Annotated in this window: 28 protein-coding genes and 2 tRNA genes; 15 read left to right on the forward strand and 15 right to left on the reverse strand. The window is 66.4% G+C overall.

The window, feature by feature from the left end; all coding sequences use genetic code 11:
* Positions 1-19 precede the first annotated feature (19 nt).
* Together ACYVJ8_RS08690 and ACYVJ8_RS08695 are read right to left on the reverse strand one after the other, a co-directional pair.
* The gene (locus ACYVJ8_RS08690) at positions 20-655 is read right to left on the reverse strand and encodes a hypothetical protein (protein WP_460711386.1); all 636 of its coding nucleotides are present in this window, start codon (positions 653-655) and stop codon (positions 20-22) included.
* Positions 655-2,097: a dihydrolipoyllysine-residue acetyltransferase gene (locus tag ACYVJ8_RS08695; protein WP_460711388.1), complete on the reverse strand. Its 1,443-nt coding sequence runs from the start codon at positions 2,095-2,097 to the stop codon at positions 655-657. The genes ACYVJ8_RS08690 and ACYVJ8_RS08695 overlap by 1 nt, the downstream gene beginning before the upstream one ends.
* 263 nt (positions 2,098-2,360) lie before the next feature.
* Here ACYVJ8_RS08695 and ACYVJ8_RS08700 point away from each other — a divergent pair, with 263 nt between their 5' ends.
* Positions 2,361-2,555, forward strand: a complete 195-nt coding sequence (locus ACYVJ8_RS08700) for a hypothetical protein (RefSeq protein ID WP_460711390.1) — start codon at positions 2,361-2,363, stop codon at positions 2,553-2,555.
* A gap of 115 nt (positions 2,556-2,670) precedes the next feature.
* Here the strand turns inward: ACYVJ8_RS08700 and ACYVJ8_RS08705 are convergent, their stop codons facing one another.
* The 3 genes from ACYVJ8_RS08705 to ACYVJ8_RS08715 all read right to left on the reverse strand — a co-directional run bounded on the left by ACYVJ8_RS08705 (position 2,671) and on the right by ACYVJ8_RS08715 (position 5,105).
* On the reverse strand, positions 2,671-3,507 hold the full coding sequence (locus tag ACYVJ8_RS08705; RefSeq protein WP_460711392.1) for a hypothetical protein: 837 nt from the start codon (positions 3,505-3,507) through the stop codon (positions 2,671-2,673).
* Between the two features lie 97 nt (positions 3,508-3,604).
* Positions 3,605-4,507 carry a DMT family transporter gene (locus ACYVJ8_RS08710; RefSeq protein ID WP_460711394.1) on the reverse strand — a complete coding sequence of 301 codons (903 nt, stop codon included), beginning with the start codon at positions 4,505-4,507 and terminating at the stop codon, positions 3,605-3,607.
* Positions 4,491-5,105 carry a DUF1453 domain-containing protein gene (locus ACYVJ8_RS08715; RefSeq protein WP_460711396.1) on the reverse strand — a complete coding sequence of 205 codons (615 nt, stop codon included), beginning with the start codon at positions 5,103-5,105 and terminating at the stop codon, positions 4,491-4,493. Before ACYVJ8_RS08715 ends, ACYVJ8_RS08710 begins: the two co-directional genes overlap by 17 nt.
* A gap of 113 nt (positions 5,106-5,218) precedes the next feature.
* Here ACYVJ8_RS08715 and ACYVJ8_RS08720 point away from each other — a divergent pair, with 113 nt between their 5' ends.
* From ACYVJ8_RS08720 to ACYVJ8_RS08730, 3 genes are read left to right on the forward strand one after another with little or no spacing between them, the layout of a single operon-like run.
* Positions 5,219-5,701 carry a YajQ family cyclic di-GMP-binding protein gene (locus ACYVJ8_RS08720; RefSeq protein WP_460711398.1) on the forward strand — a complete coding sequence of 161 codons (483 nt, stop codon included), beginning with the start codon at positions 5,219-5,221 and terminating at the stop codon, positions 5,699-5,701.
* An 18-nt stretch (positions 5,702-5,719) separates the two neighbouring features.
* Positions 5,720-6,112 (forward strand): VOC family protein, encoded by a 393-nt coding sequence (locus ACYVJ8_RS08725; RefSeq protein WP_460711400.1) that lies wholly within the window; start codon positions 5,720-5,722, stop codon positions 6,110-6,112.
* Positions 6,109-6,687 (forward strand): DUF1415 domain-containing protein, encoded by a 579-nt coding sequence (locus tag ACYVJ8_RS08730; protein WP_460711402.1) that lies wholly within the window; start codon positions 6,109-6,111, stop codon positions 6,685-6,687. Before ACYVJ8_RS08725 ends, ACYVJ8_RS08730 begins: the two co-directional genes overlap by 4 nt.
* A 57-nt stretch (positions 6,688-6,744) precedes the next feature.
* Here the strand turns inward: ACYVJ8_RS08730 and ACYVJ8_RS08735 are convergent, their stop codons facing one another.
* The 4 genes from ACYVJ8_RS08735 to ACYVJ8_RS08750 all read right to left on the reverse strand — a co-directional run bounded on the left by ACYVJ8_RS08735 (position 6,745) and on the right by ACYVJ8_RS08750 (position 10,491).
* Positions 6,745-7,539 (reverse strand): transporter, encoded by a 795-nt coding sequence (locus tag ACYVJ8_RS08735; protein ID WP_460711404.1) that lies wholly within the window; start codon positions 7,537-7,539, stop codon positions 6,745-6,747.
* Positions 7,540-7,623: 84 nt separating this feature from the next.
* Positions 7,624-8,466, reverse strand: a complete 843-nt coding sequence (locus ACYVJ8_RS08740) for a hypothetical protein (RefSeq protein WP_460711405.1) — start codon at positions 8,464-8,466, stop codon at positions 7,624-7,626.
* Between the two features lie 247 nt (positions 8,467-8,713).
* A complete protein-coding gene (locus tag ACYVJ8_RS08745; protein WP_460711407.1) occupies positions 8,714-9,418 on the reverse strand; it encodes a pseudouridine synthase in 705 nt (234 codons plus the stop codon).
* The gene (locus tag ACYVJ8_RS08750) at positions 9,415-10,491 is read right to left on the reverse strand and encodes a class I SAM-dependent methyltransferase (protein ID WP_460711409.1); all 1,077 of its coding nucleotides are present in this window, start codon (positions 10,489-10,491) and stop codon (positions 9,415-9,417) included. The genes ACYVJ8_RS08745 and ACYVJ8_RS08750 overlap by 4 nt, the downstream gene beginning before the upstream one ends.
* Before the next feature lie 97 nt (positions 10,492-10,588).
* On the opposite strand from ACYVJ8_RS08750, the gene ACYVJ8_RS08755 reads away from it, so the two are divergent.
* The 6 genes from ACYVJ8_RS08755 to ACYVJ8_RS08780 all read left to right on the forward strand — a co-directional run bounded on the left by ACYVJ8_RS08755 (position 10,589) and on the right by ACYVJ8_RS08780 (position 16,277).
* Positions 10,589-10,852, forward strand: a complete 264-nt coding sequence (locus ACYVJ8_RS08755) for a hypothetical protein (protein WP_460711411.1) — start codon at positions 10,589-10,591, stop codon at positions 10,850-10,852.
* A gap of 138 nt (positions 10,853-10,990) precedes the next feature.
* A complete protein-coding gene (locus ACYVJ8_RS08760) occupies positions 10,991-12,715 on the forward strand; it encodes a sialidase family protein (RefSeq protein ID WP_460711413.1) in 1,725 nt (574 codons plus the stop codon).
* Between the two features lie 653 nt (positions 12,716-13,368).
* Positions 13,369-13,443, forward strand: a tRNA-OTHER gene (locus ACYVJ8_RS08765).
* 2 nt (positions 13,444-13,445) lie between these two features.
* Positions 13,446-13,511, forward strand: a tRNA-Leu gene (locus ACYVJ8_RS08770).
* Between the two features lie 362 nt (positions 13,512-13,873).
* The gene (locus tag ACYVJ8_RS08775; protein WP_460711415.1) at positions 13,874-14,998 is read left to right on the forward strand and encodes a slipin family protein; all 1,125 of its coding nucleotides are present in this window, start codon (positions 13,874-13,876) and stop codon (positions 14,996-14,998) included.
* 55 nt (positions 14,999-15,053) lie between these two features.
* Positions 15,054-16,277, forward strand: a complete 1,224-nt coding sequence (locus tag ACYVJ8_RS08780) for an RtcB family protein (protein WP_460711417.1) — start codon at positions 15,054-15,056, stop codon at positions 16,275-16,277.
* A 64-nt stretch (positions 16,278-16,341) separates the two neighbouring features.
* Here the strand turns inward: ACYVJ8_RS08780 and ACYVJ8_RS08785 are convergent, their stop codons facing one another.
* Positions 16,342-17,130 carry an NRDE family protein gene (locus ACYVJ8_RS08785; protein WP_460711418.1) on the reverse strand — a complete coding sequence of 263 codons (789 nt, stop codon included), beginning with the start codon at positions 17,128-17,130 and terminating at the stop codon, positions 16,342-16,344.
* 59 nt (positions 17,131-17,189) lie between these two features.
* On the opposite strand from ACYVJ8_RS08785, the gene ACYVJ8_RS08790 reads away from it, so the two are divergent.
* Both ACYVJ8_RS08790 and ACYVJ8_RS08795 read left to right on the forward strand, forming a co-directional pair.
* A complete protein-coding gene (locus ACYVJ8_RS08790; RefSeq protein WP_460711420.1) occupies positions 17,190-17,474 on the forward strand; it encodes a DUF4031 domain-containing protein in 285 nt (94 codons plus the stop codon).
* Positions 17,475-17,542: 68 nt separating this feature from the next.
* Entirely contained in the window at positions 17,543-17,800 is a 258-nt protein-coding gene (locus ACYVJ8_RS08795) for a DUF3297 family protein (RefSeq protein WP_460711422.1), read from the forward strand.
* Positions 17,801-17,869: 69 nt separating this feature from the next.
* On the opposite strand, the gene ACYVJ8_RS08800 is transcribed toward ACYVJ8_RS08795, so the two are convergent.
* From ACYVJ8_RS08800 to ACYVJ8_RS08810, 3 genes are read right to left on the reverse strand one after another with little or no spacing between them, the layout of a single operon-like run.
* Positions 17,870-18,631 carry an ABC transporter permease gene (locus ACYVJ8_RS08800; RefSeq protein ID WP_460711424.1) on the reverse strand — a complete coding sequence of 254 codons (762 nt, stop codon included), beginning with the start codon at positions 18,629-18,631 and terminating at the stop codon, positions 17,870-17,872.
* A complete protein-coding gene (locus ACYVJ8_RS08805) occupies positions 18,628-19,575 on the reverse strand; it encodes an ABC transporter ATP-binding protein (RefSeq protein ID WP_460711426.1) in 948 nt (315 codons plus the stop codon). The genes ACYVJ8_RS08800 and ACYVJ8_RS08805 overlap by 4 nt, the downstream gene beginning before the upstream one ends.
* A gap of 53 nt (positions 19,576-19,628) precedes the next feature.
* Positions 19,629-19,868, reverse strand: a complete 240-nt coding sequence (locus tag ACYVJ8_RS08810) for a DUF2798 domain-containing protein (RefSeq protein WP_460711428.1) — start codon at positions 19,866-19,868, stop codon at positions 19,629-19,631.
* Between the two features lie 316 nt (positions 19,869-20,184).
* Between ACYVJ8_RS08810 and ACYVJ8_RS08815 the strand changes: the two genes are divergently transcribed.
* Both ACYVJ8_RS08815 and ACYVJ8_RS08820 read left to right on the forward strand, forming a co-directional pair.
* On the forward strand, positions 20,185-20,520 hold the full coding sequence (locus ACYVJ8_RS08815; protein ID WP_460711430.1) for an RcnB family protein: 336 nt from the start codon (positions 20,185-20,187) through the stop codon (positions 20,518-20,520).
* Between the two features lie 20 nt (positions 20,521-20,540).
* A complete protein-coding gene (locus tag ACYVJ8_RS08820) occupies positions 20,541-20,900 on the forward strand; it encodes an RcnB family protein (protein ID WP_460711432.1) in 360 nt (119 codons plus the stop codon).
* A gap of 68 nt (positions 20,901-20,968) precedes the next feature.
* Here the strand turns inward: ACYVJ8_RS08820 and ACYVJ8_RS08825 are convergent, their stop codons facing one another.
* Positions 20,969-21,427 carry a PepSY domain-containing protein gene (locus ACYVJ8_RS08825; RefSeq protein WP_460711434.1) on the reverse strand — a complete coding sequence of 153 codons (459 nt, stop codon included), beginning with the start codon at positions 21,425-21,427 and terminating at the stop codon, positions 20,969-20,971.
* 197 nt (positions 21,428-21,624) lie between these two features.
* On the opposite strand from ACYVJ8_RS08825, the gene ACYVJ8_RS08830 reads away from it, so the two are divergent.
* Positions 21,625-22,185, forward strand: coding sequence for a hypothetical protein (locus tag ACYVJ8_RS08830; RefSeq protein WP_460711436.1), 561 nt, complete (start codon positions 21,625-21,627; stop codon positions 22,183-22,185).
* A gap of 48 nt (positions 22,186-22,233) precedes the next feature.
* Here ACYVJ8_RS08830 and ACYVJ8_RS08835 read toward each other — a convergent pair whose 3' ends face one another.
* On the reverse strand, positions 22,234-22,740 hold the full coding sequence (locus tag ACYVJ8_RS08835) for a DUF1993 domain-containing protein (protein ID WP_460711438.1): 507 nt from the start codon (positions 22,738-22,740) through the stop codon (positions 22,234-22,236).
* Positions 22,741-22,915: the final 175 nt, after the last annotated feature.

Here is a 22,915-nt window from a genome sequence, read left to right on the forward strand (position 1 = left end):
TTGCCGCCCGCGAAAAGGATTACTGCGCCGGCGTGCTCATGGCGTCGAGCACTTCGCGCATGCGATCGAGCGATTTGCCGATCTGGCGCCAGCGCTTCTCGCGCTTCTCGTCGCCTTCGTCGCTCGCCTCGATCAACAAGTCGATCTGGTCGCGCATCAACGCGCCCAATTCGCACTGCGGCTTGAGGCCGCTGACGCGCAAATCGCCGGCAACGAACACCCAGGTGTCTTCCTCGCCGAACGGCGCGACGCTGTCCTCCGGCGCGGCGGTCGCCAGTGCGCGATGCCAGTCTTCGACCAGGCGCGTGGCGACCGCGGCGGGAATCAAGGCTTCGTTGAAGTCCGGCGTCTGCTCGGTGCGCAATTCGAGCTTGTTCGCGCCCCAGAAGCGCACGCGCTCGTCGGCGACGGCGCGGCGCAGCGTCCAGTCGCCGCCTTCGATACCAGGAATCAGCAGCACGCCGCTTTCCACGCCCGCTTTCGGCAGCAGGGTGAAACGCCAGCCGGGTTGCGAGTCCACGGCGAACAGCTTCTCGACTGCCGATCCGTAGTTCTCGGTCGCCGGCGGCCAGCCGCGACCGAGCGCGAGCTTGCACTCGTCGGCCTGCGCCGCCGGTGCGAGCAGCAGCGCCGCGATCAGCACCGCCGTCCGCATCACAACAGCACCCGGCGCATGTCGGCCAGCAACTGCGCCAGGTAGGCGGTGAAGCGCGCGGCGGCGGCGCCGTCGATGACGCGGTGGTCGTAGCTCAGCGACAGCGGCAGGATCAGGCGCGGCGCGAACTGCTTGCCGTCCCACACCGGCCGGATCGCCGACTTCGACACGCCGAGGATGGCGACTTCCGGCGCGTTGACGATCGGCGTGAACTTGGTGCCGCCGATGCCGCCCAAGGAGCTGATCGAGAAGCAGCCGCCCTGCATGTCGGCCGGGCCGAGTTTGCCGTCGCGCGCCTTTTTCGCCAGTTCGCCGGTTTCCTGCGCTATCTGCAGCACGCCCTTCTTGTCGACGTCGCGCACGACCGGCACGACCAGGCCATTGGGCGTGTCGGCGGCGAAGCCGATGTTGAAGTACTTCTTCAGCGTCAGGTTCTCGCCGCTCGCGTCGAGCGACGAATTGAAGTTCGGATACTTCTGCAGCGCCGCGACCGAAGCCTTCATCAGGAAGGCGAGCATGGTGAGCTTGATGCCCGCCTTCTCGTTTTCCTTGTTGAGCTGCACGCGCAACTCTTCCAGGTCGGTGATGTCGGCGTCGTCGTGCTGGGTGACGTGCGGGATCATCGCCCAGTTGCGGGCGAGGTTGGCGCCGGAGATCTTCTGGATGCGCGAGAGTTCGCGCGTCTCGATTTCGCCGAACTTGGCAAAGTCCACCTTGGGCCAGGGCAACAGGTTGAGCCCACCGCCACCACCCGCAGCCGCAGCCGGTGCACCCGCAGCGACACCGCTGCCGGTCATCACCGACTTCACGAACTTCGACACGTCGTCCTTGCCGATGCGGCCGCCGCGTTCGCTGCCCTGCACCTGCGCCAGGTCCACGCCGAGTTCGCGTGCGAACAGGCGCACCGCCGGGCTCGCGTAGGGCACCTTGTCGGGCATCAGCTCGTCGGCGGTGAAGGCCACCGGCGGTGTGCGCGGCGGTGCGGCTTCCGGGTCCAGACCCGGGCGGTTGTCGATCGCCACGGGGGCCGTGTCTGGCGCGGGAGCCGCCGGTTGCCGGTCGATCGATTGCTGGGCGATGCGGTCGGCCTGCGCGGGCACGGCGACCGGCTCGACCTTGGTGGCGGTCTCGGCGGCGACGGTGGTCGCCTTAGGCGCGACCGGCTCGGCGCGCGGCGGCTCGGCCGCGGAAGCGGCGCCTTCGGCCGCTTCGATCAGTGCGACCACGCTGCCTTCGGACAGCTTGTCGCCGACCTTCACCTTGAGCTCGCGAACGACACCGGCGAACGGCGCCGGCACTTCCATCGTGGCCTTGTCGGATTCCAGCGTGACCAGACCCTGGTCCGGTTTCACCGTATCGCCTACGGCGACCAGCAGTTCGATCACCGGCACGTCGTCGTAACCCCCGATGTCGGGGACGCGTGCTTCCTTCAACTCAGCCATGGGGGGCCCCGCAAGCGCGAAAGTCCCTATTGTGTCCGCTGGGACGCTAAGGCGCCAACCGGAACGCGGCCGGTAGCAGGGCCCTGATTTCGTATTCCTGCAAGAACAGCCGCTCATGACCGGGAGTCATGAGCGCTCGGTACGGGCGCGCATGGTGCGATGCCGGGGATCGAGGCTGACTGTGCATTTCACGGATTTCACAAGGCTTTTCCATCCGCGGGCTAGCCTGCCTGCGCCGTTCGACTGCTGCTGGAGCCTTCCCGATGACCACTAAGCTCGACAAGCCGATCCGCCGCGAGATCGAGATCGATGAGAAGCCCTACACCCTGACCATCGACGGCGATGGACTCAAGATCGTCGAAAAGGGCCGCCGCAACGGGCAGGAATTGCGCTGGCGCGACCTGATCAGCGGCGACACGGCGCTGAGCGCCGCGCTCACCGCCAGCACGGGCGGCTAGACCGGGCGCACGAATGGTAGAAGGCGTACGCCTTTCCTATCGCGCGAAACTGGGCCGCCGGCAGCGCCGCGCCTTCTGGTGCGGCTACTGCCAGCGGCTTTACCCGTGAGGCCGATCAGTCGCCGATGATGCGCAGGCCGAAGATGAAGTCGGCCGCAGCCACATGGTTGACCGCGCCGGTGAGATTCATGCGGACCAGGGTCTCCTGCTGGAAGAACGCCGTCGCCTGCGCGTCGGTGAGGCCGTAGTTGTCGACCAGCGAGCGCTTGCTCAGGAAACCGGCGATACACACCGCCGAGTCGCGGCTGCGCTGGGTGAAGGCGGCACCGGGCATCAGCGGCACTTCATAGAACTCGGACGAGGTCATGCTGGTGTCGATGCGCCCACCGAACGGCAGGCCGGTCATCGGATTGATGAGCGACGGGTCGTTGAGCAGCGGATTCTCGATGGTCAGCGTCGGGCTGTAGCGCAGCAGCGCGTTGACCGGCGAGGAGCCCGGGTTCTCGTAGGTCACCGTCACCAGCGGCGATACCCAATAGCACAGCAGCGACTTGGTCGCCTTGGGCGGCAGCCGGATGCGCGCGAGGTCGTTGAAGGTGAAGCTGGTGAACGCACCAGGCGTGATGACCTGGCAGCCCGGGCCGGTCCAGGTCGAACAGTCGGTGGTGAGCGACGCATTCATCTGCGTAACACCCAGCCAGCGCAGATTGCGGCCGAACGAATCGACGTCACCGACGTCCTCGACGGTGACCGCGTCCAAGGCGGGAGAGATCCGCGCACTCATGGTCAGGCCACGCTTCATCTGCGGCGAGACCAGGTCGGCGGAGCGTGCGTCCACGGGATCGGGCCGTTGCGGCGCCTGCCGTGCCTGCACGAATACGGCCGCGAGCGCCAATCCCAGGGCGCCCATGACGGCCAGACCACGTCGATCGAATACGGATGTCCACTGCATTGCCGATGCCTCCTATGGCGTGATGGCATCGGGTAATACGGAATCGCGCGGCCGCAAGGGTCACCCGATCGGGTGAGACGGCGTGCCGGTTTCGGACTTAAGGATGCTCGGCTTCGACGTGGACGCGTTCGCGACGCAGCAGATACAGGCCGCTGGCAACGATGATCCCGGCACCCAGCCAGGTCACCGAATCCGGCAATACGCCCCACAGCGTGGCGTCCAGCAGCACGCCCCAGACCAGGGCGGTGTATTCCAGCGGTGCGATCAACGAGGCCTCGCCGAGGCGGAAGGCCTCGGTGATGGCGTACTGCCCCAGCGCACCGGCCACGCCGACGACCGCGATCACCCACAGGTCGACGCTGCGCAGCGGTATCCAATCCGGCAACGCGAGCACGCCGGCGCCCAACGCCATGAAGAACAGCAGCCACACCATCAGTGCCTGCGTGCTGTCGGTGCGCGCGATGATGCGCACCGTGATCGCCGAGACCGAATAGCCGAACGCGGCGACCAGCACCGCCAGGCCAGCGAGGCTGAGTACGCCTTCGCCGGTCGGACGCAGCACCACCAGCACACCGAGCAGGCCGATGCCGATCGCGGTCCAACGCCGCGCACCCACTTGCTCGCCCAGGAACGGCACCGACAGCGCCGTGATCATCAGCGGCGCGACGAAGAAGATCGAATACGCCTCCGACAGCGGCAACGTGCGCAAGGCATAGACGAAGCCGCCCATCATCATCACACCCAGCACGCCGCGCAGCAGATGCAGCGACCAGCGCACGCGCAGCAGCGTCTTCGCACCGCCCGTCCACAGCGCCCACACCAGCACCAGCGGCAGCGACGACGCGCCGCGGATGGCGGAGACCTGGAACGGCGGGTAATGCGCGCTGAGCGTCTTCAGGCCCGCGTCCATCAGGCAGAACATCAGCACCGCGGCCAGCATGTACGCGATCGCGTGCCATGTGCGACTGTTGTCGGTCACGGGGTCATTCCTTGCGGCCATAGCGATCGCGGCGCTCCGGCGCGCGCGCAACAGGTGGGGGATTCGAGCCGGGCAGCGAGTGTGCCAGCGCCGCGCCGCGTTTTGAAATGACTCGCCGCACGCCCCACGCATAGGCCAGGTAATGGCCCAGCAACAGCCCGCCCACCACCAATACGCTGCCCTGCCGCGACAGCCACACCGCCTGCGTGCCGGTCGCCCACGCCTGCTCCAGGCGCAGAAGACCGAACCCAATGCGGGCGACGACGACCAGCGTAAGCGCCAGCACCAGCCAGCGGTTCGGCGTGTAGAACAGCCCCTGCGGCGTGGCCTCGAAGCGGGTCAGTGCCAGGCCGAGCAGACCCAGCAACAGCCCGATGGCCAGTCCTGCACCCGCGTGCGCCAGCGCCGCATCGACCCAGTAGCCGGCGATCCAGGCGCTGATCAGGAACATCAGCGCCGACGCCAGCAGCGACCAGGCATTGATCGCCGCCACCCATGCGATCGCACGCCGCCGCGCCCGCCCCATGCGGTACCGCTGCCACAGGGCGAAGGGCAACAGCAGCAGCCACAGCAGCACGACGGCCACGACGAGCAATGGCAGCAACAACAGTAGCGGCATCGATCCTCTTGAACGATCGGGTTGGACGCGATCATGCACAAGCGGCAGTGAAGCGAGTCTATCGGCTGCGGTACCCTTTGCATCTGAAAAACACCGCCCCACGGAGTTGCAACATGCCTTCCTTCGACGTCGTGTCCGAAGTCAACCAGCACGAGCTCACCAATGCCGTCGACCAGGCCAACCGCGAGTTGTCCACCCGCTTCGACTTCAAGGGCGTCGACGCCAAGTTCGTCCTGGAGGACCAGGTGATCAACCAGTCGGCGCCCAGCGACTTCCAGCTCCAGCAGATGGAAGCGATCCTGCGCGCGCGACTCATCGCCCGCGGCATCGACGTGCGCTGCCTGGAATTCGGCACGGTCGAGACCAACCTCGCCGGCGCGCGGCAGAAGATCACGGTCAAGCAAGGCATCGAGCGCGACCTGGCCAAGAAGATCCAGACCTCGATCAAGGACGCCAAGCTCAAGGTCGAAAGCCAGATCAACGGCGACAAACTGCGCGTGACCGGCAAGAAGCGCGACGATTTGCAGGAAGCCATCGCCTTATTGCGCGCAGGCAATTTCGAACGGCCGCTGCAGTTCGACAATTTCCGCGACTGAACCGACGACCCGCCTGGGATGAGCATCGAACTCGATCACCTGCTGGTGCCCTCGCGTGATCGCTTCGCGGCCGCGAAGCAGCTCGCCGAGCTGCTGGGCGTGCCCTGGTCGGAAACCGGCCTCGGTCCGTTTTGCCCGGTCTTCGTGAATGAAGGACTGACGCTGGATTTCGACCAGGCGACCGAGCCCTTCCCGGTGCAGCACTACTGCTTCCGCGTCGGCGACGACGAGTTCGATGCGATCCTCGGCCGCATCCGCGCCGCCGGCATTCCCTTCCGCAGCACGCCGCTGGGTGCGGACGACATGCGCATCGGCACCTGGAACGGCGGCCGCCTCGTCTACTGGAACGTGCCCGAGGGACACGTCTGGGAGCTGCTGACGGTCAGTTACGCGCGCCAGACGCCGGCATGAGCGATCACGATCCCATCGCCGACACGCGCCGTTGGCTCGAGCGCGTCGTGATCGGCTTGAACCTGTGCCCGTTTGCGAAGGCCGTCTACGTCAAGCAACAAGTGCGCTTCGTGCTGAGCGAGGCTCCCGACACGCAAGCGCTGGCAGAGCTGCTGCACGCGGAGTTGCTGTGGCTGCACGCCGCCGATCCTGAGCAGACCGATACGACGCTGATCGTGCATCCGCATGTGCTGCAGGATTTCTTCGAGTACAACGACTTCCTCGATATCGCCGATGCGCTGGTCGCCGAACTCGGCCTGGAAGGCGAGATCCAGGTCGCCAGCTTCCACCCCGACTACCAATTCGCCGGCACGGCCTACGACGACGTCGGCAACTGCACCAACCGCTCGCCCTGGCCCACGCTGCACCTGCTGCGCGAAGCCAGCGTCGAGCGCGCCGTGGCGGCGTTTCCGGATCCGGATGCGATCGTGGAGCGCAACATCGCGACGCTGGAAGCACTGGGCCAGCAAGGCTGGGAGCGATTGCTGCGTCCAGGCGCCCCATCCGAAGACCGGTCCTCCGGCACACCGGAGTAGGCGGTCACGCAATGAAAAACGGCGGCCGGTGGCCGCCGTTTTCGTCAAACTCCAGCGTCAGAAGCCCGCGGTAAAGTTGATGCCGGCGCCCCAGTCCGGGCTACCGTCGCTGAGCCCGCTGGTGGCGTACACCTGCATCTTGCTCGCATCCGAAGTGGGGAAGCTATAGAAGCCGGTCACTTCGCTGCGGTCGTCGGCAGCTTCCGACGTCGGCTGGCGATAGTCGTACATCAGGCCAAGGCTGCTGTTGCCGATCTTGTGCGACAAGCCGACGTTGCTGTTCCAGACCGAATCGACCTCGATGAAATCCGAATCGCCGAGCACGGTGTAGCCCACGCCGCCGAACAGCGTGGTGGCATCGCCTACGCTGCGATAGACATCGACCGCGGCGCCGTAATCGTTGGCACCCGTGCCGAGTCCCTTGTCTTCATCGGCGGTCGCCACCTTGACGTTGCCGGTGACATCGACGCCCCAGCGTCCCTGCAGCGGGATCGCATACGTGGCGGCCAGGCGCAGGTCGCCGATGCCCGAGGTCGTGCCGGTCGTCGCCGCCGTCGTGCCGCCACCACCATTGCCGCGGCCGCGGCCCTTCGGATTGAGATTCAGCAGGCTGCCCAGTCCCGGCACGACGTTGGCATCGCCCTCCACGCGCACCCACGGCAGGCTCGCCTTGAACGTCCAATCGCCGGTGGCGTACTTCGCGCTGACGGGCACGGAAAGAATCTTCGTGGTGGTGTCGCTGCCGTAGTCGCCGGAGCTGTAGTCGACGCCGATGCCGAGGCTGAGACCGTCTTCCGCGTGCGCCAGGCCGGCGGCGAGAAGCAGGGCGAAAAATACTGCGGAACGCTTCATCTGACTTCCTTATGGATTGGAATTGACACAGCTGCACGACAACGGGCGCCGTGGAGGCGCCCGTCGTGCGCTTGTTGCGATGGCTTACGGACGGCCGATGCGCTCGGGCTTGCTCGGACGTTCCGGGCGGTCCGGGCGATCGATCTTCGCGGGACGCTCGACCTTGGCGATGCGTTCGACCTTTTCCGGCTTGCCGGTGATGCGATCGGCCTTCGCGGCGTGGTCGGGCTTGTGCTCGGCGGACTTGCCGTGGCTGTCGGCCGCGACCTTCGCGGCGTCGTGGCCCTTGGCGCTCGCGGTGGTCACGGCAGTGGTTTCTTCGGCGTCCGCGGAACGGCCGCTCTTCACGGCGCCGAGGCTCTTGAAGCCGAGCTCCTTCGCGATCTGCCCCCAACCCATGCCATCGGCGCGCATCTGCAACAGACCGCCGGAATAGGTCGTCGTGGTCGTCGTGGTGCCGTCCGCGTTGGTCACGGTCGTGGTGGTCGCGGTGCCCTGCAAGGCTTCATCGAAACTCGCGGCCTTGCCGCTATCGACCATGGCCTGCGCAAGGCCCAGTGAATGATCGACTTCACCCCAGCCCATCGGGCCGTTGGCATTGGCGATCGGGGTTTCCACGGTCACCGTTTCCATCTTCGGCGTCCCGTCGGGATTGGTCGCGAGCGTGCCGTCCGGGTTGGTGGCCTGGCGTGTGACCGTGGAAGTCACGGTGAAGTCGCCGCCGGTGCGCAACGCGGTGACGGCTTCGCCCGCGGCGACTTCGTCGCCATCGAACAGCGTGTCGACGTAGGCGTCCACCAGACGATCCTTGGGAACGCTGGCGTCGGTTTCGGTAGTGTCCGGCGGGGTGTCCTGAGCGAACGCCGGCGTGGCGGCGAACAGGGCTGCGGCCAGCGCAGCGAATAACAGGGTGTGCTTCGCAGTCATTGCATTCGTCCTCGTCGTTGAGTCGAGCCGCTGAGGCGGCGCGAACGAAATGCTAGGCGCGCAAGCGGCCGTGGGAGCGTCCGTTCAGGCTCGGATTCAGGCCGGATTTCGGAAATGCTGTGCAACGCGTGACGTACCGCGCAGATTCGAGCGCTGCACGCAGAAAAACGTTACGTAAAAGAGTGAAGCACTTCACGTCGTGCGCTGCGCTGCGGCGTGAAGCGCATGTGAAGCAGAGGCGGCAGGTTCAAGGCCCGGCGAAGAGGCGCTCGCGATCCATCGCATCGAGCACACGCCATTGCCCCGAGGGAAGATCGTCGAGGTCCAGGCCGCCGATACGGCTGCGATGCAATGCGTCGACGTGATTGCCGACCGCTGCGAACATGCGCCGTACCTGGTGGTAGCGGCCCTCGGTGAGCGTCAGCCGCGCCTTGCGCGGGGCGACGACTTCGAGCTGGGCCGGCGCCAGCGGCGTCGTCTCCGCTTCCAGCAACAACGTGCCGCTGGCGAAGATCGCCTCTTCATCACCGCGCAGATCGCTCGCGAGCTCCGCTTCATACACCTTGGGCAGATGCGTCTTCGGCGAGACGATACGGTGCAGCAGCGCGCCGTCGTCGGTCATCAGCAGCAGACCGCTGGTGTCGCGGTCCAGGCGGCCGACCGTCGACAACACCGGCGAACGCAGGCGATAACGCGGCGGCAGCAGGTCGTACACGATGCGGCCCGGGTCCTTGGTCGAACAGGTGTAGCCCACCGGCTTGTTCAACACGATCAGCAGACCCGCTGGCGGATCGAGCGCTTCGCCCTCGATGCGGATGTCCTCGTGCGCGACCTTGTCGTCGGCGTACAACACTTCGCCTTTTGCGTCGGTGATCATCCCGGCGCGGAACATCGCGGTAACGTCCCTGCGGCTGCCGTAGCCCAGGTTGGCGATCAGTTTTACGAGTTTCATTTTGCCGCCTCGAACACTTTGAACCCTTGCTCCTGCGCAACCACCCGCACATTGCCGAAGTGACGCGCCAGTTCCGCTTCGTACGGCAGGTGGCGATTGGCGACCAGCCACAGGCGGCCCTGCGGACGCAGTGCCGCGGCGGCGACGGCGATGAAGCGGCGGCCGATGTCCGGCCGGTCGGCCCGGCCCTGGGCGTGGAACGGCGGGTTGCTGACGATCACATCGAAGGATTTGGGAAGGCCGGTGGTCACGTCGTGCCAGTGGTAGTCGAGCGCGACGCGGCCGGCCTCGCCGGCCAAGTTGGTCCGTGCCAGATCCAGGGCACGGCGCTCGGCCTCGAACAGATCGAGCGAGACGATGCCGGGATTGCGCGCCAGCAATTCGCTCGACAGATAGCCATAGCCGGCGCCGAGATCGGCCGCAGTGCCCCGCAGATTCCGCGACAGGTGCGCGGCCAGTAGGGCGGACGCAGTATCGACGCGGTCCCAGGCGAAGACGCCCGGCCGGCTGACGAAGCGCCCGTCGGCGATCGGGCGCGGCGCGTCCAGTTGCCGCCATTCCGCGAGCAGCGCCGGATCCGCGGCGCCGTGCAGCGGGCCGGTCCAGAACGCCCTGCACTTGTGCTTGGACAACTGGCTCAGCGATCCCGCGAGGCGCGCGAGGTCGGCCTCGCCCGACTTCGCCCCTTCGTCGTTGCGCAGGCAGGCGAGCACGCGCCCGCCCGGGGTGACGCTGGCGACGGCACGCGCGAACAGCGCTCTGGCCTCGTCCCGCTGCCTCGGCGGCAGTACCAGAACCATCGGGTAGCGCGCATCCGTGTGCTCGTCGCTCACTGTCAGCCCCGAGCGCAGCAGGGCATCGGCATCCGGCTTGAAGGTCTGTTCGCATACCAGCCCGGGCCAGACACGCTGGTGCAACGGCCAGCCGTCGCGCGCGCGCAGGAACAATGCGCCGCCTTCCTGCGGCCACGACAGCGGGCCGTCGAGCAGCGGAAGCAGCAGAGTTTCGAGCGCGAGATCGGAATCGTCGGCGGACACGCGCGACCTTTTCAGCGAGATGAACCAGCGGCGCATTCTAGCCGCGCCCGCACACCGCATTGCCGTAGTCGTTAACGCCGGACCAACACCGGCGCGCGCATCATCGTTCGACCGATCCCGCAGGAGTGCTGGAATGCGCGCCCTCTTCGTTGGTGGTTCCGTCGACAACAGCGAACTCGATCTCGATACCGACCGCCCCCCGCTGCACTATCCGGAGAACACCGGCGGCGGCCATGCCCGTTACCGGCTGCACCACGTCGGCGTGCGCGACGAAGGCTACATCGCCTATGTCGTCTATGCCGCGCCCGATCTCGCCGACGAGGTCGTCAGCAACATCAGCGACGAACGCAACTATCCGCGCCGCTTCCACGCGACCCCGGCTCTGGTGGCGCGTTGAGCTGACGCCAGCGCGGCCGTCGAGCGCAGCGGCTGACGTTTCTTGTCGGCAAGGCCCGCGCCGCGGCTGCCGCGGCCGGCCATGTCTAGACTCCAGGCCAGGCTGCGACGGTCCGAAAACCGAGCAAGGAGAGCAACGATGCGTACGGCGGCGGTGCTTCCTTGGCGGCGGCCCTGCGGCGGCCTTTTCATCGTCGCGGCGCTGTCCGCATGTTTGCTCTCCGCCTGCGGCGGCGGCGGCGGCAGCAGCGCCAGCGGAGGCGGCGGAACACCACCACCGCCGCCACCCCCTCCCCCTCCGCCTCCCAGCCTGGACACGCAATACCTGGCATCCGGGCCGTCCACCTTCACGGTCAACTGCGACGGCGGCGCGGGCACCGGCACGTTGTTCCAGAATTCGGAAGTCGAGCCTTACCTCGCCGTCGACCCGAGCAACCCCAACAACCTCATCGGCGTGTGGCAGCAGGATCGTTGGTCGAACGGCTCCTCGCGCGGCCTGATGAGCGCGCGGTCGGCCGACGGCGGCCAGACCTGGACCCGCACACCGCTGCCGGTATCGCGTTGCGGCGGCGGCACCTTCGCCAACGGCGGCGATTACGCGCGCGCGACCGATCCGTGGGTGACCTTCGCGCCCGACGGCACCGCCTATGCGATGGGCCTGACGACCACCGGCGGCTCTTTCGAAGCCGGCTCGGTCAACGCCATGCTGGTGGTGCGCTCGACCGACCGCGGCGCCAGCTGGAGCGGGCCGACGACCTTGATCCGCGACGGCGCGGGCTTCTTCAACGACAAGAACACGATCACCGCCGATCCGTTCAACGCCGGCTTCGTCTATGCGACCTGGGATCGCCTGGTGGCGGGCGATGCCGGCGGCCCGACCTACTTCGCCCGCACCATCGACGGCGGGGTGAGCTGGGATGCGGCGCGCTCGATCTACGACCCGGGCCCCTCGAGCCAGACGCTGGGCAATGTGATCGTCGTGACGCCTACCGGCACCTTGGTCAATCTGTTCACCCAGATCGATCGCATTTCCGCCAACACCACGGCGGCCCACCTCGACGTCATCCGCTCGTTCGATCGCGGCCTGACCTGGACCCCGCCAATCCGCATCGCCGATCTGCTGGCCGTGGGCACGCGCGATCCACAGAGCAATGTCCCCGTGCGCGACGGCTCCGATCTGGCGCAGATCGCCGTCGCGCCGAGCGGACATCTGTTCGTGGTCTGGCAGGACGCGCGTTTCAACAGCGGCGCGTTCGACTCGATCGCGATCTCCCGCTCCACCGACAACGGCAACACCTGGTCGGCGCCGACGCGGGTCAGCACGGCGGGCGTGGCGGCATTCACCCCCTCGGTGCGCGCGCGCGCCAACGGCGATGTCGGCGTCAGCTACTACGACCTGCGCAACAACACCGCCGCGGCCAGCCTGCCCGCGGACTACTGGCTGGCGAAATCCAGCGACGGCGGCGTCAGCTGGAGCGAGACGCGCGTCGCCGCGTCCTTCGACCTCACCAGTGCGCCGCAAGCAGGCGGTGCCTATTTCCTCGGCGACTACCAGGCGCTGGCCAACCGCGCCAACGTCTTCGTGCCGTTCTTCGTGAAGACCACCGGCGACCTGAGCAACCGCACCGACGTCTACGCGGCGCCGGCGGTATCGGTCACGGTAGCGAGCGCGGAACAATCGCTATTGCGCGCGGCGATCCAGCGACGCACGCGCAAGGCCGACATCCTCTCGCGCGCCGTGCCCGCCGACTTCCGCATGACCGAAACGCTGCAGCGCGACGTGAGCGAGCGGATCGAGCAGAGCATGCGTTGGCGCGTGCCGCAATGGGGCGAAAGGACGATGCGCGCACCGGAAGCTCACTAACAACTGCCGATGCACAACGCAGTGAACTCGGATTCGCGCGCGACGCCTGATCGCTGCTGACTACCGTTCGTCGGATTCGTGCTTGCGCACCGTCGAACACGCGCGTAAGGTGCGCGACCTTCGCCATCGCGCGATTTTTTCGAACACGAATTCTTCCATGACGTCCTTCTTCCACATCGCCAACCCGACTGCGCTGCGGCCTTATAGCCACGGCCCGGCCGCGTGCGGCCTGTTGCGCGACGAATGCGCGCACAAGGGCTTCATCCACCACGACTGATCCCGCCAGCGGAGATCGGTCACCCCGATCTCCCGAGGCAACGCGAACGCCCTCGGGTTCCCACCCGGGGGCGTTTTGTTTTTGCCGTTCGCAAAGGGATTTTCAAAGGTTTATCGCGATTGCATCGCGCATCCCGAAGCATCCGGGCGTGCTGGCCCGAGGCAGGGAATACCGCGAAGGCGCTTCATGCGCTGTGCCTGGATGCTTCGGCACGGGCGGCAGCGGATGCGGTCGCGTACGAATTGGCCTCTTCGACGAGAGGCCAATGCGGAACATCGCTCGAACGGTTCGCAGCGGCGCAGGCTTACACCCCTGCCCGGTGCGCGCGGCGCTGCCGTGGCGTATGCCGAGGATCGGGCGAAGGTGTTTCGCGAGCGGACGATAGCTCAGCGGTAAGAGTAGCGGCACTTATATGCCGACGGTCGCCGGTTCGAATCCGGTTCGTCCACCACTGGATAGCTCAGTTGGGTAGAGCATCGGTCTTAAACACCGAGAGTCGCGGGTTCGAATCCCGCTCCAAAACGACCTGTTAAGTCGTTATCGGGCGAAAGCCCATCTAGGAAGCGCCCCGTGCGGCGTTTCGCCAAGCGCCGCACCGCGTGTGCGATGTGCAACGGAACTCCGCAGCGGTGGAGTCGCCGGGCCTGCGCCCTCGAGGCAAGCCGGCGATCGCACAAGCGCAGAGCACGGCCGTTGTATCGCCGTCGCTGCGGACCGCGGTCGTCGCCTTGCGGACAGCGCGCAATGCTCCGCGTCTTCGGCGTCAGGGGCGCTTCCACTTATTCCCTTTCCACTTTTTGCGAAGTGGATTCGCGCGAGAACCGATCCATCGCGCAGCCAAAGCGGATCGGACCACCAGAGCCAACCAAGGAGAACTTCCAATGTTCTGGACCAAGAGGGTCGTGATCGGTGACGGCGAGCGCGGCCTGGTGTATCGCAACCGTCAATTCGCAGGCGTGCTGCAGCCTGGCGTGCACCGCTGGTTCGATCCGTTCACTCGGATCGATGTCAGCGTGCACAACATCGCCAAGGCCGAATACGCCGGCAACGACACCGACGTGCTGATCGCCGCACTGGGCGACAAGCTCGACGGGTACTTCGTGCTCGCCAATCTCGGCACCGATGAAGTCGGTCTGGTGCTGAAGAACGGCAAGCTCGAGGACGTCCTGCCGCCGGGTACGCGCAAGCTGTACTGGAAGGGCCTGGTGTCCGTCGCGGTGCAAGCCGTGCCGCTGGCCAACGGCCTGGAGGTCGATGCCGCCGTGATCAAGCGTCTGCGTCAGCTCGGCGTGCTCGAGCGTATCGCCGTCGCGGTGACCGTGCCGGAGGAGAGCGCAGGCCTGCTGTTCGTCGACGGCAAGCTGGTGCGTACGCTCGCGCCGGGCGCCTACGCCTTCTGGAACTTCCAGAAGAACGTGAGCGTGGAGACGATCGAGCTGCGTGTGCAGTCGATGGAGGTTTCCGGCCAGGAGCTGCTGACCCGCGACAAGGTGAGCCTGCGTGTGAACCTGGCCGCGAGTGTCCGCGTCACCGATCCGGTGGCCGCGCGTACCAAGGTCGCCAAGTACGGCGACTACGTGTACCGCGAGCTGCAGTTCGGCCTGCGTAAGGCGATCGCCGCCAAGACGCTGGACGAGCTGCTCGGCGACAAGGCTTCGCTCGACGCCGACATCTTCGGTTACGTGCGTGGCCGCGTCGGCGAGCTGGGCATCGAGGTGCTCGGTGTCGGCGTGAAGGACGTGATCCTCCCGGGCGACATGAAGGAGATCCTCAACAGTGTGGTGCAGGCGGAGAAGGCGGCCCAGGCCAACGTGATCCGTCGTCGCGAGGAGGCGAACGCCACGCGTTCCCTGCTCAACACGGCCAAGCTGATCGAGGAGAGCCCGGTGCTCATGCGTCTCAAGGAGCTGGAGGCGCTGGAGAAGATCACCGAGAAGATCGACAAGCTGACCGTCTTCGGCGGCCTGGACGGCGTCATGAAGCAGCTGGTCAGCCTGAAGCAGTAAACTTCGCGTGGCGAAAGGATTCGCCACGCGGAGCCTTTCCAGAAAGGATTCCAATATGAGTACACAACACAGTTACGAGTTACTTCACTCCGAGCACGCCACCACGCCGATCAAGGGCTGGGTGCACGGCGTGCCGGTCGAGGACAAGGCTCGGCAGCAGCTGCAGAACATCGCCGCCCTGCCCTTCGTCGGTCCATGGGTCGCGGTGATGCCCGACGTGCATCTGGGTATCGGCGCCACGGTCGGTTCGGTCGTGCCCACGCTGGGCGCAATCATTCCCGCCGCGGTCGGCGTCGACATCGGCTGCGGCATGGCCGCGGTGCGGACCACGCTCACGGCCAACGACCTGCCCGACGATCTGGCGCAATTGCGCAACTCGATCGAGCGCGGCACGCCGGTGGGCAACGGCCCGGGCGGCGACCACCGCCGCATTCCCGACAGCATCGAGACCCGGCTCGCACAGTCGGAACTGATGGCGCGGCTCGCGGTGATCCGCGACAAGCACCCGAAGATCCGGCCCGACAAGGTCGACAAGCAGGCGGGCACGCTCGGCGGCGGTAACCACTTCATCGAGATCTGTCTCGACGAGAGCGATCGCGTATGGGTGATGCTGCACTCGGGTTCGCGCGGCACCGGCAACCTGATCGGCACGTACTTCATCGAACTGGCGCGCAAGCAGCTGGAGAAGCGCGTGCTCGGCTTCCATGTGCCGGACCGCGACCTCGCCTTCTTCCTGGAGGACGAGCCGCTGTTCGCCGATTACGTCGAGGCGGTGTCGTGGGCGCAGGACTACGCCCGCGTCAACCGCGAGGCGATGATGGCGCGCGTGCTGCACGAGATGCGGCATCGCCTGCCGAAGTTCCAGCTCGACAAGGAAGCGGTGAACTGCCACCACAACTACGTCCAGCGCGAGCAGCATTTCGGCCAGTCGCTGTTGGTAACGCGCAAGGGTGCGGTCAGCGCGCGCGAAGGCGAGCTGGGCATCATCCCGGGCAGCATGGGCGCACGCAGCTACATCGTGCGCGGCAAGGGCAACTCGGAGAGCTTCCACAGCTGCAGCCACGGCGCCGGCCGGGTGATGAGCCGTACCGCCGCCCGAGCGCAGATCACGCTGAAGCAACACCGCGAGGCAACCGCGCACGTCGAATGCCGCAAGGACGCGGGCGTGATCGACGAATCACCGGCCGCCTACAAGGACATCGACGCGGTGATGGCGGCGCAGCGCGACCTGGTCGACATCGTGCATACGCTGCGGCAGGTGGTGTGCATCAAGGGGTAAGGCCGCGACGGCTGCCGATCCCCCAATACCGGCCGCTCCGCAAGGAGCGGCTTTTCTTTCTCCGCTAGCCCGTGCGCTGAAGTACGCTGAAGCTCTCGCCCTGCGGCACCCCATCCGGACCGAAGCGGCGCTCGGCGAACAGCATTCGCTCCGCCTCCACCAGCACCACCGTGCTGCAGCGCGTGCCGTAACGCTCGCCGCGCACGAACGGCGGCGACAACCAGCGCTCCATTTCCAGGCCTACACCCGTATCCGGCAGCGAGGCATCGGGCGCCGGCAGCGTGTCGGCCAGCGCTGCGAACAGCGGCTCCAACGCGGCCGCGTCGATGTCGCGCGAAGACATCGGCGACTCGAGCCAGGTGCGTAGCGCTCGCGTCGCATGGCCGCTCTTCGGCCAGGGCGCATCGAACGCGCCATTGGACATCGCATGGATACCAGGACACACCGGCCGCGATTCGGTGCGCGGGTGATTGGTGGCGAAGACCAATGCCTGCCCGTCCCAGGTCAGCAGGTTGTAGCGGCCGTGTTCCTGCGCGATCGGCGCGAGCCGCGCGGCATACGCCGTTGCATCGCTCTCTCCGCGCGCGAAATCGCGTACCAGCGCGCCGCGTGAACGCGGTGCGGTCTCTGGGTTGCGTCCGGCCCGCACGTTCGTCACCGCGGCAAGGCGGCCGCGCGTCGACACCTGCAGCCAGCTGCCGCCGGCCTGCAGGTCGCGTCCGCCGTAGACGTCGGGCGCATCCGGATCGGGACCGGCCGCCGCGGTCGGGCGTCCATGGAATTCATCGCGATTGGCGATCAGCGCCAACGCGTAGCGCGGGTGGTGCTGCCAGGCAGCTGCGATCAGGCACATGTGCGCATGATAGTCCGCGCGATCCGGCGCCAGCGTTCGCGCGGTGGCACACTGTGGCCATGACGGTCTATGTAGACGACGCCGTGCATCCCTGGCGCGGCCAGCGCTGGGCGCATCTGATGGCGGACACGCTGGACGAACTGCACGCGATGGCCGCACGCCTGGACATTCCGCGCCGCACCTTCCAGAACAAGACCAGCGGTGCGCACTACGACGTCCCCGCCGAGCTGCGCGAACGCGCGATCGCGCTGGGCGCCGTGCCGATATCGCGGCATCGCGAGCGCGAACTCGTGAAGGCCGTGATCGCCCGCGCCAAGGCGCAGGGTCGTGGCGAGGCGTCCTAGCCGACACCGATTTCCGCCCGCGTGGCGGCGCCCTACAATGCGGGCCCACGCCGTCCCCGAGCACGACCATGTCCGACACGCCTCCCGATCACCTGTCCAACGACCCGCGCAGCAAGTTCTACGATGAAGCCGTCCTCGAGCGCGGTATCGGCATCCGCTTCAACGGCGTGGAGCGCCACAACGTCGAGGAATACTGCATCAGCGAGGGCTGGGTGAAGCTGCCGGTCGGCAAGGCGCTGGACCGCCGCGGCCAGCCGATGACGATGAAGGTGAAGGGGACGGTTGAGGCGTGGTTTCTCACGCCGACGTCTGAAGCGAACGAGTGACGTGCTAGATCCTTCTCCCCGCTTGCGGGGAGAAGGTGGCGCGTAGCGCCGGATGAGGGGCCGCTGTTGCTAAGCCTTCAGCTTGTACCCAGTGCGGAAGATCCAGGCGATCAGCGCCAGGCACAGGCTGAGAAAGCCCACGATCGCCGCCGCGCTCACCACGATGTTCACGTCGCTGACGCCGTAGAAGCTCCAGCGCATCCCGCTGATCAGGTACACCACCGGATTGAACAGCGCGACCTTCTGCCACAACGACGGCAGCATGCTGATCGAGTAGAACGCGCCGCCCAGGAAGGTCAGCGGCGTCAACACCAGCAGCGGGATGACCTGAAGCTGTTGGAAGCTCCCGGCCCAGATGCCGATGATGAAGCCGAACAGGCTGAAGCTCAGTGCGGTCAACACCAGGAAACAGCCCATCCAGAACGGATGCGCAATCTCGTACGGAACGAAAAAGCGGGCCGTCACCAGAATCAGTGTGCCGAGCAACAGCGACTTGGTCGCCGCCGCGCCGACGTAGCCCAACAGGATCTCGGTGGTGGACACCGGCGCCGACAGCAATTCGTAGATCGTCCCCGACCACTTCGGCAGGTAGATGCCGAACGAGGCATTGGACACGCTCTCGTTGAGCAGCGACAGCATCACCAGGCCGGGGATGATGAAGGCGCCATAGCCGACGCCGTCCACCGCGCCCATGCGCGAACCGATCGCCGCGCCGAACACGATGAAGTACAGCGAAGTCGACAGCACCGGCGACAGGATCGACTCCATCAGCGTACGGAAGGTGCGCGCCATTTCGAACTGGTAGATCGCGCGGACGGCATGGAGGTTCATGCGCGGCCTCCGTTCGCTCCGTGCACCAGGCTGACGAAGATGTCCTCGAGCGAGCTTTCGCTAGAGTGCAGGTCCTTGAAGTCGATGCCCTGCTCGTTGAGACGGCGCATCAGCGTCGCGATGCCGGTGTGTTCGCGCTGGGTGTCGAAGGTGTAGACCAGGGCGTGGCCTTCGTCGGCCAGTTCCAGGCCGAAGCCCGCCAGACCCTCGGGCACGGCCGACAGCGGCTCCTGCAGCTGCAGGGTCAACTGCTTCTTGCCGAGCTTGCGCATCAGCACGTGCTTGTCCTCGACCACGATCAGCTCGCCGTTGCTGATGACGCCGATGCGGTCGGCCATCTCCTCGGCTTCCTCGATGTAATGCGTGGTGAGGATGATGGTGACGCCGCTCTCGCGCAGGGTGCGCACCATCTGCCACATGTCGCGGCGCAGCTCGACGTCGACACCGGCGGTGGGTTCGTCGAGGAACAGGATCTGCGGCTCGTGCGCCAGCGCCTTGGCGATCAGCACGCGCCGCTTCATGCCGCCGGAGAGCGTCATGATCTTGCTGTCCTTCTTGTCCCACAGCGACAGGTCGCGCAGCACCTTTTCCAGGTAGGCGGCATCGGGCGCCTTGCCGAACAGGCCGCGGCTGAACGCCACCGTCGCCCATACCGTCTCGAAAGCATCGGTCGACAGTTCCTGCGGTACCAGGCCGATCTTGGCGCGTGCGGCGCGGTAGTCGCGAACGATGTCGTGGCCGTCGGCGAGCACGGTGCCGGTGCTGGCGTTGACGATGCCGCAGACGATGCTGATCAGCGTGGTCTTGCCCGCGCCATTGGGACCCAGCAACGCGAAGATCTCGCCACGGTGGATGTCGAGGTCGACGTGCTTGAGCGCGACCTGGCCCGATGCGTAGGTCTTGCTGATGTCGCGGATCGAAACGGCGGTGTCCGTCGCTGGCACGGTTCGGAGCGGAGTACGGGTCTGTGTGGAATCGTCAGCCATGGCGCGCCAACTTAACCTAGTTCGCGGCGCACGACATCACGCTTCATGACAGCAGGGCGCGGGGCCGACGCGTCGCTGGTAAGACGCGCGAGCAATCCGCGCACCGTCGGCACGGCCACCCACGCGACCGGCAGCGCAACGAGGAAAGCGATGCCCCAGTTGTTCAGCCAGGCCTGCAGCAGGCCCGGCTGCCAGCCGTGATGCAGTGTGGTCATGACGAAGCTGATGGTGGACGACATGATCGTGACCATCAAAGGGACGAATGCGAATTGGGCCTGGCGCGGGGTAAGCATGGCGGAGGTCCTGTAGCGGAGCGGGAATGGACACAGGCTAGTGGGCGCACCTGTCCCTGATAAGCCGCGATCCCAGGGAAGAATCGTCCCGGTCATGGGTCAATCCATTGCCAGGACCCGGGTGCCTTCAGGCCCGGTTCGATGAATACGGGCCAACATCCGCCGCGCGAATGGGCGACGGCGGTCATGTTTCGCGCACTCCGCCTTGAACTTTGCGCCACCGCACGAACCGGCCCGCCTACCATCGGGCCACCACATCCACGAGGGGGAATCCATGAGAAAGCATCTGCTGCTGTTGGCAGCCTCGATCGCGCTGCTGTCGCTCTCCACCGGCGCTATCGCCAAGGGCCATGGCCGCGGGCATGGCGACCACGACGGCGACCGTCATGGCGATTACGATGATCATCCGCCGGGCAAGCACAAGGGTTGGCACAAGGGCGACCACGTCGATGTCGTCTACCTGCAGCCGCGTTACTACGTCGAGGACTACCGAGTGTACCGCCTGGCGCCGCCGCCTCCGGGCCACCGCTGGATCCGTGATCCCGACGGCCGCTTCATCCTGGTCGCCGTCGCCACCGGCATCATCGCGGACATCCTGCTGAACCACTGAGCCGGCTGCGAAAGGAACATATGAAACGTCCGACTCTGAAAGGCCTGGTACTCGCCGCTTCGTTCGCTTCGCTGCTGCTGACTGCGTCAGTGGCGCTGGCGGACGGCGATCACCACCGTCACCGCCATCATCACGACCATGACGATGACGACGATGACGACGACGGTTACCGCGAGTACCGGCACCACCATCGCGAATATCGCCGCGGCGAGCGCATCGAAGTCGTGTACATGGAGCCGCGCTACTACGTCGACGACTACGAGTACTACCACCTGCGCCAGCCGCCCCGCGGCCACCGCTGGGTGCGCGACGAAGACGGACGCTTCATCCTGGTCGCCGTGGCCACCGGCATCATCGCGGACATTCTGCTGCATCACTGAGCCGCGATGGAAGCAAAGAAGAAGCCCCGCAATCGCGGGGCTTTTTCGTTTATGGCTCAGGGCAGACTTCAGTCCTTTTCCTTGCCGATCACCTTGCCGGTCTTCGGATCGATCTTCACTTCGACATCCTTGCCCTGCGGGTCGTCCGCCTCGGCGTTCCAGATGCCGTCCTCATAATCGACGTCGTGTACGTTGGTGTAGCCGGCGGCGGCCAGCTTGGCGCGCACGTCGGCCTCCTTGAGATTGGCGACCTGCTCATCGGGATAGACCTCGCCAGTGGCCGGATCGATGCGTACGTCGACGCGGTTGCCGTCGGCGCTGCGCGCATCGGCCTTCCAGACGCCGTCGCGGAACTTCACATCGTTCACCTTGGTATAGCCCTGAGCCTCCAGCTTGGCGCGCACCTGGACCTCGGTCAGTCCCGGCTGGGTCTGCGCGGCCGCAACGCCGCCCAGGCAGGCCAGCGCGCCGCCGAGCACGATTACCAGCGCCGGGCTCACCTTGCTGTTCAACTTGCGACTCGTCATCCGTCACTCCTGCGATGGGGGAGGCTGCAGTGTTCGCAGCCGGGCGCGAATCGACGGTGAACTGCCGTCGCTGCAGGTCATCACCAGTTGGGCAATGTCGACGGAGTGTGAGCTTCCCCCATCCGGGGGAAGCCGGGCGATGGCGCGCGCACCACAATGCAGCGCGAGGGAATCCCCATTCTGCTGGGAGTTTCACCATGTCCAGAACGAACGCGGCGCTCGTGCTGCTGGTTGCAGCGATGAGCGCGAATGCCTGGGCCGGCAACAGTGCCGCCAAGAGCGGCGCCACCGACCAGAAACTGATTGCCAGCGCCATGCAGGCCGCGCCTAAAAAGGTAGCGGCCAACGCCACCATCGTCGCGATGGAGAAGGACGGCATGCGCACGTTGCGCGAAGGCAGCAACGGCTTCACCTGCATGCCCGACAACCCAGCCACGCCAGGCCCCGATCCCATGTGCATGGACGCCAGCGCCATGGAATGGGCGAATGCCTGGATGGGCCACAAGGACCCCACGGTCGGCAAGATCGGCTTCATGTACATGCTCGCGGGCGGCACGGACGCGAGCAACACCGATCCTTATGCGCAGGCACCCACGACGACCAACCACTGGGTGAAGACCGGCGCGCACGTGATGATCGTCGGCGCCGATCCCGCCTTCTACGACATGTATCCGAAGGGCGCCGACCCGGATACCTCGGTGCCCTACGTCATGTGGGCCGGTACGCCGTACCAGCACCTGATGATTCCGGTGAAGTGACGGCGCACAGTGCGTCGCCGCCGCACGGCGGCGACGCTCGCGTGCCGCTCAGCCTTCGCCGAGGAAATCGGTCTTGCCGATCGCCACGCCCGCCTGCCGCAGCAGGCCGTAGGCGGTCGTCGCGTGGAAGAACAGGTTCGGCAGCACGTAGGCGAGCAGGTAGTTCTGCCCGTCGAAGCTGATCTCGCCACGCCGCGTCTTGAACGCGACCGTGCGCGTTTCGCTGCCGGCGAATTGCTCAGGCGTGAAGCTGCGCAGATGTTCGATCGCACCGGCGATGCGCGCATGCAGCTGTTCGAACGTGGTTTCATCGTCCGCGACGCTGCGCGGCTCCTGGCCCGTCAGACGCGACGCACCGCGCGTCGCCATGTCGGTGGCAATCTGCACCTGGCGCACCAGCGGCAGCATGTCGAAGATCAGTCGCGACTGCAGCAGCGTGTCGGGCTCGGCGCCCTTGTCGCGCGCATGCGCTTCACCCTTGGCGAGCACCTGGTCGAGATTGCGCAGAACGCGCACGAATACGGGGATGGAAGCGTCGTACATCGACAAGGTCATGGGCAGCTCCGGAGTGGGGAAACATGCAGGTTACCCGCCCACCCGCACAGTGATTAGCCCGGGAATCCGGGACGACGCGTCCCGTGGGCGGGCCTGTCGCCGTCGTTGGTCATTCCAGTGAACGCTCTAGACGGGGCCGGTGATTCCGGCCCCGGTCGTGAGGGTTGGGTATCCG

Source organism: Lysobacter terrae (assembly GCF_054782215.1).